This window comes from Paenibacillus sp. LX16 (assembly GCF_036252815.1).
Taxonomy (GTDB): Bacteria; Bacillota; Bacilli; order Paenibacillales; family Paenibacillaceae; genus Paenibacillus; species Paenibacillus polymyxa_B.
Genome location: NZ_CP141152.1, coordinates 111285 through 130761, shown reverse-complemented (window position 1 = coordinate 130761; position 19477 = coordinate 111285). Strand labels below are relative to the sequence as shown.

Below are 19477 nucleotides of genomic sequence, written 5' to 3'. Positions count from 1 at the left end.
TCGCGTCCAGCCCGTTACTCCGGCTTGGCAATCGGAAGCTGCACCAGGGCTGTCGTTCCCTCTCCCTCTGTGCTTTCAATATCCAGTGTGCCTTTATGACTCTGTATAATACGCTGACTGACCATAAGTCCTAGTCCTGTCCCTGTTTCTTTGTTTGTGAAAAAAGGTTCTCCTAGCTTGGACAGCATTTCTGCGGGAATACCCGTTCCCTGGTCCCGTATGAAGATTTTAACGTTTTCTCCCTCCAAGAACAAATGAATCGTGATGATACCACCTTTACTCATAGCCTCCATGCTATTTTTAAGTAAATTAATGAATACCTGTTTTAACTGATTTTCTTCAGCGTATACTAGGGCAGGCTCGTCCGTGACCTGAAGATTGAATACAATGCCCAGCAGGTGCGCCTGACTATCTAGTAAAGAAATCACGTCGCTCACAATATAGCGAACATCTTTTTTCTGAAAATGCACTGCCTGTGGCTTCGCCAGTATTAAAAACTCGCTAACGATCAAATTAATGCGATCCAGCTCAGACATCATAATATCGTTGTGTTTCATATTCAACACTTGATTTTGTTGCTGTAGTTGGAGAAAGCCACGTAGCGTGGTTAGCGGATTACGAATCTCATGCGCTACGCCTGCCGCTAGTTGTCCGACGGTTGTCAGTTTCTCTGATCTGCGCAACAACTCCTCCATCCGGTTGCGACCCGTAATATCACGCGACACGCAGATAAACCCCAAAATTTGGCCTTCTTCATCCAGAATAGGCGACGTGCTCATACTGATCTCTACTGTACTTCCATCCTTACGCATTCTAAGAGACTCACTTGATACGATGCTCTCTCCCTGAAGCAGGCTCTTCTTCTGAAATTCATACTCCTCCTGTTGCTGCGGAGGTACAAACTCCAGCTTACGACCAACCAATTCTTTCTTGGTCCAGCCGTATAAAGCTTCGAAGGCATGATTGACCCGAACGACGCGATCCTCCTCGTCGGTTACATGAATCGCATCCGCTGTCTGATTAATAACCGACTCCAGATGCTCCTTTACAGAACGGTTCTCTTCATACATCTGTTCCAGTCTTCTCGTGTACATCCCTAGGTTGTAGGCCATCGCATTGATGCGCTCACCCAACTGTGCAAGCTCATGACCACCTTTTATTTCTAGCCGTGTATCAAAATGACCATCAGCCATCTCGTTCACTTTCCCCAGAATCGACTGAATTGGGCGGACAAACAGACTTGCCAGCACATAGCTTCCAATGATTACAACTTCCAAAAGGACAATGGAAATAGCAATTAAGCTTATCAATTGCTTGGAAATAACAGAAGTAATCGTATCATAATTCATAACAATACGGATAACATAGGCTTCGCGGTTAGCCGGGTAAAAAGGTATGTAACTGACGAGAACCCGTTCGCCTTTGATATAGCAGTCTTGTACAATACTCTCCCCGGAGAGGATAGCTCTGGACACGGCCAAACGATCTTCCTGCACTCTCGTTAGCTGATACGTGCCAAATTGGATCGGTTTATTGTACATGTAATAGTATTTCGAATCGTTCCCGTTCTTGTCCATCGAAGCGCCACCAAAGGTTGCAGGGTTAATTCCTGTAATTTCCATGATGCGATAATCCACTTGTTGGGTTTGCTTTACAATCTCATCGGGGCTCAGGATGGTTATGAAATCTTGCACTGAAGTATCCTGAAAGGAAATTCGAATTAAGTAATTACGTTTTTGGTCATAATAAAATCCCCATTTGTTAATCTGTGAGGAGTCTGAACCGGTGTAGTCAAATGATCCGGTCCAAAAATGATCCAGTTTCTGACCTTGGGCCATTGCAGCCTGTCCGTGCTCATATAATTGGTCAACTGCATTTTTCCAATACCCTGTCAATGGATCAGATGGCGTTACTTCTTTTGGATCCGAAGATTTAACAACCTTATACCCCTGCCCGTCTCGAATCATCAAAGAAATATTAGTATCTCTGTGGAGTGAGGCCACCTTTTGAAGCTGTTCCTGCTGAATATTTCGGATGTCAGGACCGAGCTGATTGGCAGCCAACGTGGCAGAAAGCCACAGATTATATCCGAGCTGCTTGTCAACGGCCTCCCAGCTATGTTGGGTTTGTTCGATAGCTCCTCCGATAATTTTAGCCGTCAGAACCATTTTAGTTTCACTGTCACTTCTTAGATTTTCGTGGGTCGTGTAATAATTGAGTGCGATGTTTAATAAAAGGATAAACAGGACGGACCCCGACAAAATGATCGTTATTCTGATTTTTATCGACACACTGATTTCTCACCTCTTGCCGTATGCTGGCGATTACTGGCAATTGCTAACTCAATGATACCGTAATAGCGCCCGTGATACCAGCATTTACATTTACCGGATATACATAAATACACACCTTGTGTACAGTATTGTCAATAGACAAGGGTTTGCCTACAATATAAGAAGATAATCATCCACAAGTAGTCCACAAATACACAGATTTTATTATAAACTGTGGATAAACCTGTGGACAAGTGCCATGTTATCCACAATTTTATTCACATCATGTTAACAACGGAATATTTGTTCGTTGGATAATTCCGCGTTTTGAAAGGAGCATTTTCCCAGTGACCACCATGGATCACGCCTATTGGATGAAAGAAGCCATTCAGGAAGCGTATAAGGCAGAAATGTTAGGTGAAGTCCCCATCGGGGCTGTCATCGTAAAAGATAATGAAATCATCGGTCGCGGCTACAATTTGCGCGAGACGGATGCTGACCCAACCGCACATGCAGAGATGGTTGCCATTCGTCAGGCGAGTGAGCACTTAGGCGCTTGGCGCCTGCTGGATTGTAGGCTGTATGTCACTCTGGAGCCGTGTCCAATGTGCGCCGGAGCCATTGTTCAATCACGGGTTCCCTATTTGATATATGGAACTACAGATCCCAAGGCAGGCTGCGCAGGCACGCTGATGAATTTATTACAGGAGCCTCGGTTCAATCATTGTACAGAAGTAACTAATGGTGTACTGCAGGAGGAATGCGCCTCGCTGCTAACGAACTTTTTTCGGCATCTCCGGCAAAAAAGAGCGGCAGCCAGATTGTCTCCTCCCCCATCCTCATCCTGAGGGGGAAAAGTCCAAAATACTTCATCTTATTGCTAATTCTTCATGGAAGGAGATCAACCCATGCCTATGAGCTTGTATAATACGCCTCAAGGTATCTTTTTACGGCCATTTAGCGTGGCGGATAGCGAAGCCCTTCTCGCCCTTAGGGTGCAAAATAGGGAGTCACATGCGCTGTACGAGCCGCTTTACGAGGATTCATTTTTCACATTAGAGAAACAGCAGGATTACATCCGTCAGAGGCTGCGGCAAGCCGAGGAGGATCGAGGGTACACGTTCGGCATCTTTCTCTTAAAGGAGGAGCGACTTATCGGTTATGTTTCCATTTCCAATTTAGTACGTGGAGTTGGACAATTCGCTGATATCGGCTACATGATGGATCATCATGAACAGGGTAAAGGACATATGACTGCTGCCTTGAAGTTGACCATACAATATGCCTTTCGTGCCTTATCTCTACATCGTCTCCAAGCGGGTACTCTTTTGCATAATGATCGTTCACAACGTGTATTAGAAAAGTGCGGATTCCAGCCAGAAGGCACTGCTCGCAAGCTTGTACAGATTCAGGGCACATGGCAGGATCACCAGATGTTTGGACTTTTGGCTGAGGATGACGTGTGGCAGAGCTAAATGACTACACAGGGACAACATTGGCAGTAAACAAAAAACCGCTCGGCATAAGCCGGGCGGTTTTCTTACATCATATTCGAAAAAATGATGTTTTTCAATCATGCATCCCATACTTAAGGAGCAACAGTTTGCATTTTTTGTTGCAGTTGTTCCATAGTCAGGACTTGATCACCTGTTGGAATACCCACTTTAAATGCTGCTTTAGCATTGATTTTGCTGTATTGCGTGTAGCCTGTTACGGACAATTTTACATTGTCTTTTGTAGCCGGATCATTCATCTCTACATTCGCATTTAGGTCTTGATACACAGGAATGTTATCCTTGTTCAAAGCTGTGTTAATGTCAAACTGTTTCACTGTTAAATAGTTTTTCAACTCATCCAGCTTTTTGCTAACTTCGCTGGTGTTGGATTGCAGTTCTTTCTTCGCCTCAGCCAGCTCTTCCTTCTTCACTTGAAGCATGCTAGCATACTCATCTTTAGACATCACATCAAGGACTTTAGGAAGCGCCTTAGTGATAAATGTATTAGTAGCTTGCTTCACATTGTCATTCGTAATTTTGAATTGAACTACTTGTTTAGCTTCAACGCCTTGTGGCAATTTAGCATCTTTAGGATCAATATTAAAGAAGTACGTAGCTTGATCATACTCGTTCATAATTGCAGCAATCACTTCATTCGCAAATTTCTGCGATTTTTCCTGATCCATGGTTGCAGGATTAAATTCTTGTCCTGATTGTTTAGCCAGTTCTTGTGGATCAATGATCAGGAATTTACCTACAACATCCTGTGGAAGCGGGTAAAATGGAATATTAGGAATTTTAACGTACAGTTTATCTTTAGTCATTACCATTGGAATCGTGAAGCTGGTGGAAAGATCACCTTTTAAATGAATGCCGAGCGTCATTTCAGATTGAAAAGGTTCTTTTTGGTATACACCATCCAGCGTAATATCAGCATTTTTCAGCATGCTAGTTACCATTGCACTTTGCTCACTTGGAACAGAAGCGGATGTAATGGTCAGTTCCTTAATCGTGAATTGACTTTTGGATTCATAAGAGTTCAACTTCATTGCATTAGCTGTACCGGTCGTAACAGCTTCCTTCGGTTCTAACTTCTTGCTACAACCTACCAGGGCTACCGTCAAAAGCAACACCATAGTGAGTACCAAGACGGATAACTTTTTACTCATTGTGTAGATTCTCTCCTCTCGTAATTAACCCCTTTTTTATGCTAACAAAAAAATACACACCTCCTATTTTAACTCATATTCTCAAACGGCGAAACACTTATTGGAAAATTTTCTTACAATAAGCACAAAGACACCCTGGCTCTCTAACCAGGGTGTCTTACACTATGCAATATATTTTAGGAGAAAGGTCTGCCTGCTTATGAGCCTTCTCTATTATGGTGATCCACGTGATTCCGCTGTTTCACCTTCTTGGAACCGGATAACGGCTCCTGCTGATGACTACGCTCACGCTTTTCGTTACTTCCACCAGAATCCTGTGCTTCGGGGACAGGAATGGCTTTAGGCTTGCCCATTTATGCATCCTCCATTCTCAGTCTATATTTGTGGTACATCAACGAATCCGTTTATTACCATTTAAAATAGGACTATAGATGGTGTAGATCTTCCGTTTTATCGTGATTTAGTGAATCCTGATGACGGCGATCATTACGATCCTGCTGCACTTGCTGTGCCTGATGACTATTAACTGGACGCTGCTCCAAATCATCAACAATGTTAGACAGGTTTTTATCCAGTCCGTTTTTGGCTTTTGTCATGTAGCCTTCCTCCTCATTCCTTCATGACCTACGAATGCGTCAACGACTGTAATGTTTGGGCACATTGGTGAATATGCCGAGTATAATCGGACACTAGCTGCTGAATGATATCTGTTCGTTCATCCACAGACTGTCCGTCCCGCTCTACATCGACTAAAGTAACCTGTACTTCCCGGGAGTCTACATAAGTACATGCAAAATCAAAGGAGTACATTTGTCGGCCTTCTACCTCGATATGGATCCGTATAGCCCGGTTGTCAGCTTCATCTGCCTGTACCTGTGATTTGTCCCCTGAATTCAAAAGAATCGGCAGTTGTTCCTGCCAGGCCTCTACCAGCTTTTGCTGATCTACTGTCATTTCTCGATTCATGCCAGCACCTCCACATCTGATAACGTGTGAAAAAAACGAGCTTTTTATACAACAAAAAAGCCACTCTCCACGATTCCTAATCATTAGCTTATAAAGGCCAATGTATCAGCTATCGTATTTGAATGACTTGGTTTATTTAGAATATGGCGGAGAGGATGGGATTCGAACCCATGTGGAGTTGCCCCCTAACGGTTTTCAAGACCGCCCCGTTATGACCGCTTCGGTACCTCTCCAGGTGGTAAATGGATAAAGCTGCTTCCCTTTTAAACATACTCAGGCGCAACAAAATTATTTTACCACAGAACTTCTAAGAATGCAACACTTACTGTTTAGGAGCAATAACCTCAATGCCTCGCATGTATGAACGCAACACTTCTGGAATCACGATGCTTCCGTCCTCTTGCTGATAGTTCTCCAAAATAGCAGCCACAGTCCGCCCTACAGCCAATCCTGAACCGTTCAGCGTATGTACAAATTCAGGCTTTGCCTTCGAATCTGGACGAAACCGGATGTTCGCACGACGCGCTTGGAAGTCTTCCGTATTTGAACAGGAAGAAATCTCACGGTACATGCCACTCTCAGGCAACCATACTTCCAGATCGTACGTTTTGGCAGACGTAAAACCCATATCTCCAGTGCAAAGTGCCAGCACGCGATATGGAAGTCCGAGCAGCTGTAAGACACGCTCAGCGTTATTCGTCATTTTCTCCAATTCCTCATAAGAGGTATCCGGGTGAACCAGCTTAAGCATCTCTACCTTATTGAACTGATGCTGACGGATCAGGCCACGTGTATCACGTCCTGCTGATCCTGCCTCCGAGCGAAAGCAAGAGCTGTATGCCACATAATATTTCGGAAGCTGATCCGCATTCATAATCTCTTCACGGTGGTAGTTCGTTACCGGAACTTCAGCCGTAGGAATGAGATAATACTCAGTATCACGCAGCTTGAACAAATCTTCTTCAAACTTCGGAAGTTGACCCGTTCCGTACAAGCTGTCCCGATTTACAATGTATGGAGGAAGCATTTCTTCATAACCATGCTCACTGCTGTGCAGATCCATCATAAAGTTAATCAGCGCACGCTCTAATCTTGCTCCCAGTCCTTTGTAGAACGTAAAACGAGAACCCGTTACCTTGGCTGCTGCCTCAAAATCAAGAATGTCTAGATCCTGAGCCAATTCCCAATGCGCTTTGGGTGTAAAAGAAAACTCGCGCGGCTCCGACCAGCGACGGATTTCTACATTATCCTCTTCCGATGCACCTACAGGTACTGTATCATTAGGAATATTCGGAATAGACATCACCAATTCGTCGATCTGAACTTCCAGTTCGCGTACTTGCTCATCTAATTCTTTGATACGATCGGAGACTTGACGCATTTCTGCAATAAGATCATCCGCATTTTCCTTGTTCTTCTTCAACTTGGCTACTTCACCGGATACCACGTTCCGACGATTTTTGAGCCCTTCACTTTCCTGAAGTAACTCACGACGGCTTACATCCAGATCTGTAAAACCATTAATCAGATCCAGAGATTTCCCCCTGTTCTGCAAAGCTTTCTCAACCCGACCAAGCTCATTACGTAAAATCTTTATATCTAACACAGGTAATCCCTCCTACACTACAAACCTGACTTTCACTATTCGCGGACCATATCCACAAAATATTGATGTAACCGGTAATCGTCTGTTAACTCCGGATGGAAGGATGAAGCCAGCAAATGACCCTGACGGGCTGCCACGATCTCGCCGTTATACTCAGACAGCACATCTACTCCCGTTCCAACAGACTGTATTAATGGTGCGCGTATAAATACAGCACGAACCGGTTCCTCAATCCCTTTAATGTTCAAGTCTGTTTCAAAGCTTTCTCTTTGGCGACCAAATGCATTGCGCGATACTGTAATATCCATGAGTCCCAAATGTGCTTCTTCCTGTCCTTGAATCGTTTTAGCCAGTACAATCAATCCCGCGCAAGTACCAAATACAGGCTTGCCTTGATTGGAAAACTGACGTATAGCCTCTATAAAATCATACTTGCGCATTAGCTTACCAATAGTGGTGCTTTCACCACCGGGAATGATAAGACCGGACAGCTCATTGAGCTGTTCGATCTTCTTCACCGCTATACATTCCGCACCTGCACGTTCAACGCTACGTATATGTTCAGCTACAGCGCCTTGCAGCGACAATACACCTATTTTCATGCCGGTCCCTTCTTTCTTACCAACCACGATCCTGCATGCGCTCATGCGGTGCCAGTTTGGAAATTTCAATGCCTTTCATAGGAGTTCCCAAATTCTTGGAGACTTCTGCAATCAGCTTGTAATCCGTATAATGAGTGGTCGCTTCCACGATTGCACGTGCAAACTTCTCAGGGCTATCCGACTTGAAAATACCAGAACCTACAAAGACGCCATCAGCGCCTAAATGCATCATTAACGCGGCATCGGCAGGTGTTGCTACACCACCCGCTGCAAAGTTGACCACAGGCAGCTTGCCAAGCTCATGCACTTCCAACAGCAGTTCATAAGCAACTCCGAGGTTTTTCGCTTCTGCATACAGCTCGTCCTTCGACAAGTTTTGCACCTTGCGAATTTGACCATTGATAAAACGCATATGCCGAACGGCCTCAACAATATTCCCAGTCCCCGGTTCGCCCTTCGTACGGATCATAGATGCACCCTCACCAATACGACGCAGCGCTTCTCCCAGATCCTTGGCTCCACAAACAAATGGAACGGTGAACTCCCGTTTATCAATATGGAAAACTTCATCCGCAGGTGTCAATACTTCGCTCTCATCGAGATAGTCAACACCGAGAGATTCCAGTACCTTTGCCTCTACAAAGTGACCGATACGAGCCTTAGCCATAACAGGAATAGAAACAACCTTCATAACTTCTTCCACAATCGTTGGGTCAGCCATACGAGCAACCCCACCAGCTGCACGGATATCCGAAGGCACCCGTTCAAGAGCCATTACAGCTGTAGCTCCTGCTGCCTCTGCAATTTTAGCCTGCTCAGCGTTCATGACATCCATGATTACGCCACCTTTTTGCATCTCTGCCATACCTCTTTTTACACGCGAAGTTCCCGTTTCCATGTCGTTGCCTCCTGTAAGGGTTACGTTTAGATTCTAACTTAATATTTTACCGCACGAATGCCAAATACACAATCATTTCAAGCTGCAAAATAAGTAATGAAAAACAAGGTAGATCGCCTAGCTATGCTTTTTTAGAAGAGGTTCTTAATTCCTTGGAACAGATCTCCGAAGAAATCACCGATCGCCCGGAAAAGCATTCGGAACCAGCCGCCCTCTTCTACTGCCGTCGTAGTAACCAGATCAACGGTTTTCGTCTGCCCTTTATCCACACCGTCTGTCTTGTACGTGTACGTAATGGTTCCGACTTTGGCCCCTTGCTTCAAAGGTGCCACCAGAGAGCTTGCAGGTGTAATGTTCGTTGTAAAGGTTACCTTAGGATTGCTCGCACCCTTAGATACGATAAAGCTTACTGCATCCTTGGTGACGATCGGTACTTCTGTTTCCGTACCTTTGGTCACTGGCACATTCTCTACACCCTTAACCACCGTCTTTGGAGCAATAACCTGCTTCACTTCAAAATTATCAAACCCATAGTTCAACACTTTAGCTGTCTCTGTAAAACGGTGTGCATCTGAATCAGCTCCCATAACTACACTGATGAGACGCATTCCGTTGCGTTCAGCGGTTCCTGTAAAACAGTTGCCAGCATTAGCCGTATGGCCTGTTTTCATTCCGTCTAAACCTGGGTAAGCAAACTTTCTAAAGTTAGTAATATTTTTGTTTGCTTCTAGCATCCAGTTATAGTTAATAATCGGCGCCTTGTCAGTAGGACGGAATTTGTAAGATTGAATTGTCGTAAATCGTGTGTAATCCGGATGATCTTTAATGATGTAACCAGCCAGAGTAGCTGCATCTCTCGCTGTCATTACAGTTTCCCGGTCTGTATCCGGCTGGAAGCCTTTCGGCATATCACCACGGTCCAAACCAGTCGAGTTGATAAAATACGTATTTTTCATGCCCATTTTCTGAGCTGTTTCATTCATTAGTTTTACAAAGTCCTGCTCAGTTCCAGATACGCGTTCAGCAAGGGCTACTGTTGCATCATTAGCAGAACCTACCGCCATTGCAATATAAAGCTCTTCTACCGTATGTTGATCCCCTTGAGCCAAAAAAATACGTGATCCAATGCTCTTAGAAGCATTCTCGTTAACTGTAACTTTATCCGTCCACTTGAGTTTACCTTGCTTAACCTGTTCAGCCACGATGTATTCTGTCATCATTTTAGTCATACTAGCTGGTGGAAGTGGCTCATCTGGATTCATAGATAGCAATACTTGCCCAGTGGAAGGCTCGATCAAAATGGCAGAACGTAGTGCCAGACTAGGGGGATTAATAGAGCCTGTCCCCGTAATATTGGTTGCCTGTGTTGCCGCTCCAGCTGCAAAAGTAGCCACGCTCGGATCGAAATTGCCTACCACAGGCAATGCCGACATATACATCATATTAAGCACCATGACTGCAGTCACACTCTTTTTAATCATGCTGCGTTTTGTATTTTGCTTTAAATTGTTCGCTTTCAAATGAATACAAACTCCTCTCATACCTCAACCCGATCCGCTATATATAACGAGACGGTGGTTACAGCCTTTACTTGGCCAATGTAATTAATGTTTTAGTGTTAAAATCCAGTTTTATTTCGTTTGCTTAGTTGTATCCTGTCATGAGCATTTTCTGCTCGAATCTTCTTCACTGGTAGGAATCGTCCAAAAGACCTACGTGTCCTAATTCGTCAATAAATTTCGTCAAAAAGGCGGACACTTGTCTATTCTATCACAGGGGTATCTCTAAAAAAAGACAGGCAGAGCGAAATACGCTCTGCCTGTCGTCAAGTCTATTACAGCCGAACTTTATAAAGAGTAGTTTGGTGCTTCTTTCGTAATTTGCACATCATGCGGATGGCTCTCACGCAGACCAGCTCCTGTAATACGGATAAAACTTGTATCGTTACGAAGCTCCTCAATATTAGCTGTACCGCAATAACCCATACCGGAACGAAGACCGCCCAACAGCTGATGAACAGTGTCGGAAAGTGGTCCTTTATAAGCAACGCGTCCTTCGATACCTTCCGGTACCAATTTCTTGTCGTCATCTTGGAAATAACGATCTTTACTACCTTGCTTCATCGCAGCCATAGAACCCATACCACGATATACTTTAAAGCGGCGTCCTTGATAAATTTCAGATTCGCCTGGGCTTTCTTCCGTACCTGCAAAAAGACTCCCCAGCATTACCGCAGAAGCGCCTGCCGCAATGGCCTTTGTAATTTCACCGGAGTACTTAATACCACCGTCTGCAATGATCGGAATATTATATTCACGTGCTACTGTTGCACAATCATAAATTGCTGTTACTTGTGGAACACCAATCCCTGCGATTACGCGTGTTGTACAGATGGAGCCTGGACCAATACCGACTTTTACGACCGATGCTCCTGCTTCAATCAATTCGCGCGTTCCGTCACCAGTAGCTACATTACCTGCTACAATCGTCAGATCAGGATAAGCCTCACGCAGCTTGCGGACCGCTTCAATAATGTTAATATGATGGCCGTGAGCAGAGTCCACAACAATCATATCCACACCAGCTTTTACAAGTGCTTCAGTCCGATCAAATGTATCCTTGGAAATGCCGACAGCCGCACCGACCAGAAGACGCCCTTGTGCATCTTTCGCTGCGTTCGGAAATTGAATAGCTTTCTCAATATCTTTAATGGTAATAAGACCTTTGAGATAATTTTCATCATCGACCAAAGGGAGCTTTTCAATTTTATGCTTTTGCAAAATGACTTCCGCTTCCTGTAAAGTCGTACCTACAGGTGCAGTTACCAGTTCTTCCTTCGTCATGACTTCACTAATTTTAAGGTTAAAATCGTGAATAAAGCGAAGATCGCGGTTAGTAATAATACCCACCAGTTTGTTTTCTTCATTTACAACAGGTACACCAGAAATACGGTATTTACCCATAACTGCTTCAGCATCGGACACCAAATGATCTGGAGTCAATGAGAATGGATTGGTGATAACACCGCTCTCCGAACGTTTAACTCGATCCACCTCTACCGCTTGCTGTTCAATGGACATATTTTTATGAATAATACCGATACCGCCCTCGCGAGCCATCGCAATTGCCAACACTGCCTCAGTAACAGTATCCATACCAGCACTCATCAAAGGAATATTCAGCTTCACGTTATCACTCAAACGAGTCGCCACGCTTACTTCTTTGGGCAGAACCACCGACTTGCGAGGTACCAGCAAAACATCGTCAAAGGTAAGGCCTTCCTTACCGAATTTATCTTCCCACACCAAGATGATCCTCCTTCAAATTGTTTAGTCTGTATTGGTCTTGTTGTCTGTCCGACATGGACAAATCAAGGCTCTCTGAAAATATATTATTGCCATCTTAGCAAAGCGGTATAGGGGTGTCAAGCCTTCATCAATAGCCCTAACCTTTAGTATTTCCCTGTACAAACAACTGTACTCCTACGAAGGACAACCTTTAAAATTAAGCGTTTCCAAAGGTAATAGCTATTCACAAAAGCATATCTCCTCTTTGAATGCGCAGCATAGAAGCAATTATATAAGTGGTTTGTACCGTAATATACCAAAGAGGACCATGATCTCAATGAGATCATGGTCCTCTTTACTTGTTGCTTGGCGACGTCCTACTCTCCCAGGACCCTGCGGTCCAAGTACCATCGGCGCTGGAGGGCTTAACGGTCGTGTTCGGGATGGGTACGTGTGGAACCCCTCCGCTATCGCCACCAAACATGAATTTACATCGTAAATTCTACTGTATGGTTATTCGATTCATCACTTATCGTGTGAATGAATAGCCATGCGCTTGTCGTATGTCACTTGTACATACCTTCAAGGTTACACCCTGAAAACTGGATCCGAAACTCATTTGCGTTTTATTTTAGGATAAGCCCTCGACCGATTAGTATTGGTCAGCTCCATGCATTACTGCACTTCCACCCCCAACCTATCTACCTCGTCGTCTTCAAGGGGTCTTACATACTGGGAAATCTCATCTTGAGGGGGGCTTCACGCTTAGATGCTTTCAGCGCTTATCCCTTCCGTACATAGCTACCCAGCGGTGCTCCTGGCGGAACAACTGGTACACCAGCGGTACGTCCATCCCGGTCCTCTCGTACTAAGGACAGCTCCTCTCAAATTTCCTACGCCCACGACAGATAGGGACCGAACTGTCTCACGACGTTCTGAACCCAGCTCGCGTACCGCTTTAATGGGCGAACAGCCCAACCCTTGGGACCTACTTCAGCCCCAGGATGCGATGAGCCGACATCGAGGTGCCAAACCTCCCCGTCGATGTGGACTCTTGGGGGAGATAAGCCTGTTATCCCCAGGGTAGCTTTTATCCGTTGAGCGATGGCCCTTCCATGCGGTACCACCGGATCACTAAGCCCGACTTTCGTCCCTGCTCGACTTGTAGGTCTCGCAGTCAAGCTCCCTTCTGCCTTTGCACTCTTCGAATGATTTCCAACCATTCTGAGGGAACCTTGGGGCGCCTCCGTTACTCTTTAGGAGGCGACCGCCCCAGTCAAACTGCCCACCTGACACTGTCCTCGTACCGGATTACGGTACCAAGTTAGAACCTAGATACGATCAGGGTGGTATCCCAAGGATGCCTCCCTTCAAGCTGGCGCTCAAAGTTCTACGGCTCCCACCTATCCTGTACAGATCGTACCCAAATTCAATATCAAGCTGCAGTAAAGCTCCATGGGGTCTTTCCGTCTTGTCGCGGGTAACCTGCATCTTCACAGGTATTAAAATTTCACCGGATCTCTCGTTGAGACAGCGCCCAAGTCGTTACGCCATTCGTGCGGGTCAGAATTTACCTGACAAGGAATTTCGCTACCTTAGGACCGTTATAGTTACGGCCGCCGTTTACTGGGGCTTCGGTTCATAGCTTCGCCCGAAGGCTTACCACTCCCCTTAACCTTCCAGCACCGGGCAGGCGTCAGCCCGTATACTTCGCCTTGCGGCTTCGCACAGACCTGTGTTTTTGCTAAACAGTCGCTTGGGCCTTTTCACTGCGGCCCCCTCGGGCTATTCACCCTACCGAGGCACCCCTTCTCCCGAAGTTACGGGGTCATTTTGCCGAGTTCCTTAACGAGAGTTCTTCCGCGCGCCTTAGAATTCTCTTCTCGCCTACCTGTGTCGGTTTGCGGTACGGGCACCTTCTCCTGGCTAGAGGCTTTTCTTGGCAGTCTGAGATCATGACCTTCGCTACTATAATTTTCGCTCCCCATCACAGCCCAGCCTTACGATGTGCGGATTTGCCTACACACCAGCCTCACTGCTTAGACGGACATCCATCAGTCCGCGTCACTACCCTACTGCGTCACCCCATCGCTCATAACGGATTACGGTGGTACAGGAATTTCGACCTGTTGTCCTTCGACTACGCCTATCGGCCTCGCCTTAGGTCCCGACTTACCCTGAGCGGACGAACCTTCCTCAGGAACCCTTAGGCTTTCGGCGGATCTGATTCTCACAGATCTTTTCGTTACTCATACCGGCATTCTCACTTGAATGCAGTCCAGCGCTCCTTACGGTACACCTTCAACCCGCATTCAACGCTCCCCTACCCCTGATGCAAGCATCAAGCCATAGCTTCGGTGGTGTGTTTAGCCCCGTTACATTTTCGGCGCAGAGTCACTCGACCAGTGAGCTATTACGCACTCTTTCAATGGTGGCTGCTTCTAAGCCAACATCCTGGTTGTCTGTGCAACTCCACATCCTTTCCCACTTAACACACACTTGGGGACCTTAGCTGATGGTCTGGGCTGTTTCCCTTTCGACAATGGATCTTAGCACTCACTGTCTGACTCCCGGAACTAAATCTATGGCATTCGGAGTTTGACTGAGCTTGGTAACCCTTGCGGGCCCCGCACCCAATCAGTGCTCTACCTCCACGATTCTTCTTTCCGAGGCTAGCCCTAAAGCTATTTCGGGGAGAACCAGCTATCTCCGGGTTCGATTGGAATTTCTCCGCTACCCCCACCTCATCCCCGCATTTTTCAACATGCGTGGGTTCGGGCCTCCAGTGCGTGTTACCGCACCTTCACCCTGGACAGGGGTAGATCACCCGGTTTCGGGTCTACGTCCACGTACTCATTCGCCCTATTCAGACTCGCTTTCGCTGCGGCTTCAGCTCTTCACCTTAACCTTGCACGGGAACGTAACTCGCCGGTTCATTCTACAAAAGGCACGCCATCACCCATAGATCGGGCTCTGACTTCTTGTAAGCACACGGTTTCAGGATCTATTTCACTCCCCTTCCGGGGTGCTTTTCACCTTTCCCTCACGGTACTGCTTCACTATCGGTCGCCAGGGAGTATTTAGCCTTGGCAGATGGTCCTGCCGGATTCATACGGGGTTTCACGTGCCCCGCACTACTCGGGATCCGTCTCGGAGAGAACAAGTTTTGAACTACAGGGCTTTTACCTTCTCTGGCGGGCCTTTCCAGACCTCTTCATCTAACCGGTTCCTTTGTAACTCCATGTGAGACGTCCCACAACCCCAAGGAGCAAGCTCCTTGGTTTGGGCTAATCCGCGTTCGCTCGCCGCTACTGACGGAATCACTATTGTTTTCTCTTCCTCAGGGTACTTAGATGTTTCAGTTCCCCTGGTCTGCCTCTATTCTGCCTATGTATTCAGCAGAAAGTGACTGTCGATGAAGACAGCCGGGTTTCCCCATTCGGACATCCCCGGATCAAAGCTTGCTTACAGCTCCCCGAGGCTTTATCGTTGTTCGCCACGTCCTTCGTCGGCTCCTGGCGCCTAGGCATCCTCCGTGTGCTCTTTGTAGCTTAACCTAGTATTTACATCGTAAATACGATTTACTTTGAATTTCGGTTCAACACTTACGTGTGAATGAAATTCAAGGCAGCTACCTTTATTTCACTTGTTTACACAAGATCAGCTTAAAGGAATATTCTAAAACGCAATTTCGTTTCGGTATCCAGTTTTCAAGGTGCAATACAGTTTCATCGAAACTGTAGCCTGTGTGAATATCGGTCCAACTCAACCGAGCGGATGATATTCATGCAGTATGTTGAGAGTTTGAACTCTCAAAACTGAGCAACGAGTGAGTAGTTTTTGAAGCTTACGCTTCATATTTGAATGTTTCCATTGCAGGAAACGATTCTCCATAGAAAGGAGGTGATCCAGCCGCACCTTCCGATACGGCTACCTTGTTACGACTTCACCCCAATCATCTACCCCACCTTCGGCGGCTGGCTCCCTTGCGGGTTACCCCACCGACTTCGGGTGTTGTAAACTCTCGTGGTGTGACGGGCGGTGTGTACAAGACCCGGGAACGTATTCACCGCGGCATGCTGATCCGCGATTACTAGCAATTCCGACTTCATGTAGGCGAGTTGCAGCCTACAATCCGAACTGAGACCGGCTTTTCTAGGATTGGCTCCACCTCGCGATTTCGCTTCCCGTTGTACCGGCCATTGTAGTACGTGTGTAGCCCAGGTCATAAGGGGCATGATGATTTGACGTCATCCCCACCTTCCTCCGGTTTGTCACCGGCAGTCTGCTTAGAGTGCCCAGCTTGACCTGCTGGCAACTAAGCATAAGGGTTGCGCTCGTTGCGGGACTTAACCCAACATCTCACGACACGAGCTGACGACAACCATGCACCACCTGTCTCCTCTGTCCCGAAGGAAAGGCCTATCTCTAGACCGATCAGAGGGATGTCAAGACCTGGTAAGGTTCTTCGCGTTGCTTCGAATTAAACCACATACTCCACTGCTTGTGCGGGTCCCCGTCAATTCCTTTGAGTTTCAGTCTTGCGACCGTACTCCCCAGGCGGAATGCTTAATGTGTTAACTTCGGCACCAAGGGTATCGAAACCCCTAACACCTAGCATTCATCGTTTACGGCGTGGACTACCAGGGTATCTAATCCTGTTTGCTCCCCACGCTTTCGCGCCTCAGCGTCAGTTACAGCCCAGAGAGTCGCCTTCGCCACTGGTGTTCCTCCACATCTCTACGCATTTCACCGCTACACGTGGAATTCCACTCTCCTCTTCTGCACTCAAGCTCCCCAGTTTCCAGTGCGACCCGAAGTTGAGCCTCGGGATTAAACACCAGACTTAAAGAGCCGCCTGCGCGCGCTTTACGCCCAATAATTCCGGACAACGCTTGCCCCCTACGTATTACCGCGGCTGCTGGCACGTAGTTAGCCGGGGCTTTCTTCTCAGGTACCGTCACTCTTGTAGCAGTTACTCTACAAGACGTTCTTCCCTGGCAACAGAGCTTTACGATCCGAAAACCTTCATCACTCACGCGGCGTTGCTCCGTCAGGCTTTCGCCCATTGCGGAAGATTCCCTACTGCTGCCTCCCGTAGGAGTCTGGGCCGTGTCTCAGTCCCAGTGTGGCCGATCACCCTCTCAGGTCGGCTACGCATCGTCGCCTTGGTAGGCCTTTACCCCACCAACTAGCTAATGCGCCGCAGGCCCATCCACAAGTGACAGATTGCTCCGTCTTTCCTCCTTCTCCCATGCAGGAAAAGGATGTATCGGGTATTAGCTACCGTTTCCGGTAGTTATCCCTGTCTTGTGGGCAGGTTGCCTACGTGTTACTCACCCGTCCGCCGCTAGGTTGTTTAGAAGCAAGCTTCTAAACAACCCCGCTCGACTTGCATGTATTAGGCACGCCGCCAGCGTTCGTCCTGAGCCAGGATCAAACTCTCCATTAAAGACCAACCGAAGTTGGTTTATAGAAAGAGCGATAAGCTCATTTTGAAACTGACGAGATAAAAATATCTCTTGTTTGATTTTGCGAACAAAATCGTTTTACTCACTCGTTGTTCAGTTTTCAAAGATCAAACATTCTTTTCTTGTTGATTCAGTTTGTCGCCTCATCAACTCTTATATCATATCATGTCCGAACCAACTTTGCAAGCATTTTTTAGAATCTTTTTTTGAAACACTCGCTCGCAATATTGTATTTCTTGGCCGGAATTAGAGTATACCATTCTGTATATTTAAATGCAACCCTTTTTAATGAATAGTTTTTACTATCTTTATTGTTGTAATTTTATCCTGTGTACTCTGCACTTTTGCCAAATGGACTTAGTTATCCGCATCCAAGAACGATGTGATATCCATTCAATGATCTCAAATACGCATGTTGCTCATTACAACTCAAGTGCATATTCTGTTTTTTTCTTTAATATTGATGATTTGACAAAGAAAGGATGGGTAAAAAGATAAGGAGCTAGCCACAAACCATGTGGTAGCAGCTTTTGTTTCACGCAACTTTAGGTAATGATTAATTATAGCTGTATAGAGGAGTAGATTTTCTAATGAAGCAACGAAGGCGAACATGGACGAGAATTGTGTTTCTTATCATCTCTTGCTTATTGCTTTTCGTGATCTCTGGATTTGTGTATGAGTGGATTGCATCCAAGAAGGATAAATCACAATACCCACCTCCGGGGGAATTGGTCGATGCCGGGGGCTATCAACTTCATATTCGTAAACTCGGTAACGGCTCTCCGACAATATTGCTCGAATCAGGGAGCGGGGAAAGTAGCCTATCCTGGAGAGATATTCCCGAAAAGCTGTCATCATTCGCCACCGTTGTATCCTATGACCGGGCAGGCTATGCCTGGAGCGAAGAGGCTGCTACTCCACGAACCGGGGAAAACATCGTTCGAGAGCTTCATGTCACCTTAAAAAACGCAGGCATCCAAGCTCCTTATATTCTGGTAGGCCATTCCCTCGGAGGGATGTACTCAAGACTGTACGCGCAGACATACAGAGACGAAGTGGCAGGATTGGTTCTGGTGGATGCCAGGCCTGAGAATGACGCCCGACGGACAAATAAGATCTATGCCAAGGAACGGCCTAAGGTCAATCCCTCCCCGTTAATATCCATTCTCCTAGAAAAATCAGGGGCTTTTCGCCTGTTCCCCAATTTTATGCTGACGGGTCGGGTCGAATATCAAGATAGAAAATCTTTTGTGAATATTGTCGCTTCTTCTAAATACTTTCGGTCTGTTGCAGAGGAGGGTGACCTAGCGAGCACTACCGAAGATGCCATACGGGGACAGCATCTGGGTAATCTCCCTGTACGTGTAATTGCTCGGGGCATTCAACAAGATTTGACTCAGTTCGGTATTAGTAAACGCGGAAATGATCAGATTGAACAAAGCTGGCAAATCGGACAGCGCGAGATGCTTAACATCTCTACAAACAGCAAATTAATTGTTGCCAAGAAAAGCGAGCATATGATCATCCATGATCAACCGGAGCTTGTCATCCAAGTTATCCGTGAACTCATCACCGACACCAGTCACTTTCAGTCAACCACGTCTAAAGCATACACAGATGATTAGGGACTTTATATGTTAAGGACAGCCTAAAAAACAAAAGACGCCCGAGTTCCTTCTATATAAAGGAATCCGGGCGTCTTTGCTGCC

General features: G+C 46.3%; 13 protein-coding genes, 1 tRNA gene and 3 rRNA genes. 3 read left to right on the top strand and 14 right to left on the bottom strand.

Annotated features, from left to right (window positions below; all coding sequences use genetic code 11):
* Positions 1–14 precede the first annotated feature (14 nt).
* On the bottom strand, positions 15–2291 hold the full coding sequence (locus tag T3H97_RS00500) for a PAS domain S-box protein (RefSeq protein ID WP_272639593.1): 2277 nt from the start codon (positions 2289–2291) through the stop codon (positions 15–17).
* A gap of 329 nt (positions 2292–2620) precedes the next feature.
* Between T3H97_RS00500 and tadA the strand changes: the two genes are divergently transcribed.
* Entirely contained in the window at positions 2621–3121 is a 501-nt protein-coding gene (gene tadA / locus T3H97_RS00495; protein WP_272639592.1) for a tRNA adenosine(34) deaminase TadA, read from the top strand.
* A 60-nt stretch (positions 3122–3181) separates the two neighbouring features.
* The gene (locus tag T3H97_RS00490; RefSeq protein WP_272639591.1) at positions 3182–3748 is read left to right on the top strand and encodes a GNAT family N-acetyltransferase; all 567 of its coding nucleotides are present in this window, start codon (positions 3182–3184) and stop codon (positions 3746–3748) included.
* Between the two features lie 113 nt (positions 3749–3861).
* Here the strand turns inward: T3H97_RS00490 and T3H97_RS00485 are convergent, their stop codons facing one another.
* From T3H97_RS00485 to T3H97_RS00425, 13 genes are all read right to left on the bottom strand, one after another.
* Positions 3862–4938 (bottom strand): hypothetical protein, encoded by a 1077-nt coding sequence (locus T3H97_RS00485; RefSeq protein WP_250241589.1) that lies wholly within the window; start codon positions 4936–4938, stop codon positions 3862–3864.
* Positions 4939–5135: 197 nt separating this feature from the next.
* The gene (locus T3H97_RS00480) at positions 5136–5291 is read right to left on the bottom strand and encodes a small acid-soluble spore protein P (RefSeq protein WP_029514956.1); all 156 of its coding nucleotides are present in this window, start codon (positions 5289–5291) and stop codon (positions 5136–5138) included.
* A gap of 72 nt (positions 5292–5363) precedes the next feature.
* Positions 5364–5534 (bottom strand): hypothetical protein, encoded by a 171-nt coding sequence (locus T3H97_RS00475; RefSeq protein WP_007428073.1) that lies wholly within the window; start codon positions 5532–5534, stop codon positions 5364–5366.
* A gap of 28 nt (positions 5535–5562) precedes the next feature.
* A complete protein-coding gene (locus T3H97_RS00470) occupies positions 5563–5904 on the bottom strand; it encodes a hypothetical protein (protein ID WP_061831825.1) in 342 nt (113 codons plus the stop codon).
* Positions 5905–6048: 144 nt separating this feature from the next.
* Positions 6049–6137: transfer RNA gene (locus tag T3H97_RS00465), tRNA-Ser, on the bottom strand.
* An 89-nt stretch (positions 6138–6226) separates the two neighbouring features.
* Positions 6227–7510, bottom strand: a complete 1284-nt coding sequence (gene serS / locus T3H97_RS00460; RefSeq protein WP_328801398.1) for a serine--tRNA ligase — start codon at positions 7508–7510, stop codon at positions 6227–6229.
* A 35-nt stretch (positions 7511–7545) separates the two neighbouring features.
* The gene (gene pdxT / locus T3H97_RS00455) at positions 7546–8112 is read right to left on the bottom strand and encodes a pyridoxal 5'-phosphate synthase glutaminase subunit PdxT (protein WP_013308175.1); all 567 of its coding nucleotides are present in this window, start codon (positions 8110–8112) and stop codon (positions 7546–7548) included.
* A gap of 16 nt (positions 8113–8128) precedes the next feature.
* Entirely contained in the window at positions 8129–9010 is an 882-nt protein-coding gene (gene pdxS / locus T3H97_RS00450; RefSeq protein ID WP_025720037.1) for a pyridoxal 5'-phosphate synthase lyase subunit PdxS, read from the bottom strand.
* Between the two features lie 131 nt (positions 9011–9141).
* On the bottom strand, positions 9142–10530 hold the full coding sequence (locus T3H97_RS00445; protein WP_328801397.1) for a D-alanyl-D-alanine carboxypeptidase family protein: 1389 nt from the start codon (positions 10528–10530) through the stop codon (positions 9142–9144).
* A gap of 327 nt (positions 10531–10857) precedes the next feature.
* A complete protein-coding gene (gene guaB / locus T3H97_RS00440) occupies positions 10858–12315 on the bottom strand; it encodes an IMP dehydrogenase (protein WP_013308172.1) in 1458 nt (485 codons plus the stop codon).
* A 346-nt stretch (positions 12316–12661) separates the two neighbouring features.
* Positions 12662–12778: ribosomal RNA gene (gene rrf / locus T3H97_RS00435) — 5S ribosomal RNA — on the bottom strand.
* Between the two features lie 151 nt (positions 12779–12929).
* A 23S ribosomal RNA gene (locus T3H97_RS00430) occupies positions 12930–15854 on the bottom strand.
* Between the two features lie 339 nt (positions 15855–16193).
* Positions 16194–17749: ribosomal RNA gene (locus tag T3H97_RS00425) — 16S ribosomal RNA — on the bottom strand.
* Together the 16S, 23S and 5S rRNA genes form the textbook arrangement of a ribosomal RNA operon.
* Before the next feature lie 609 nt (positions 17750–18358).
* Between T3H97_RS00425 and T3H97_RS00420 the strand changes: the two genes are divergently transcribed.
* Entirely contained in the window at positions 18359–19393 is a 1035-nt protein-coding gene (locus T3H97_RS00420; protein ID WP_328801396.1) for an alpha/beta hydrolase, read from the top strand.
* Positions 19394–19477: the final 84 nt, after the last annotated feature.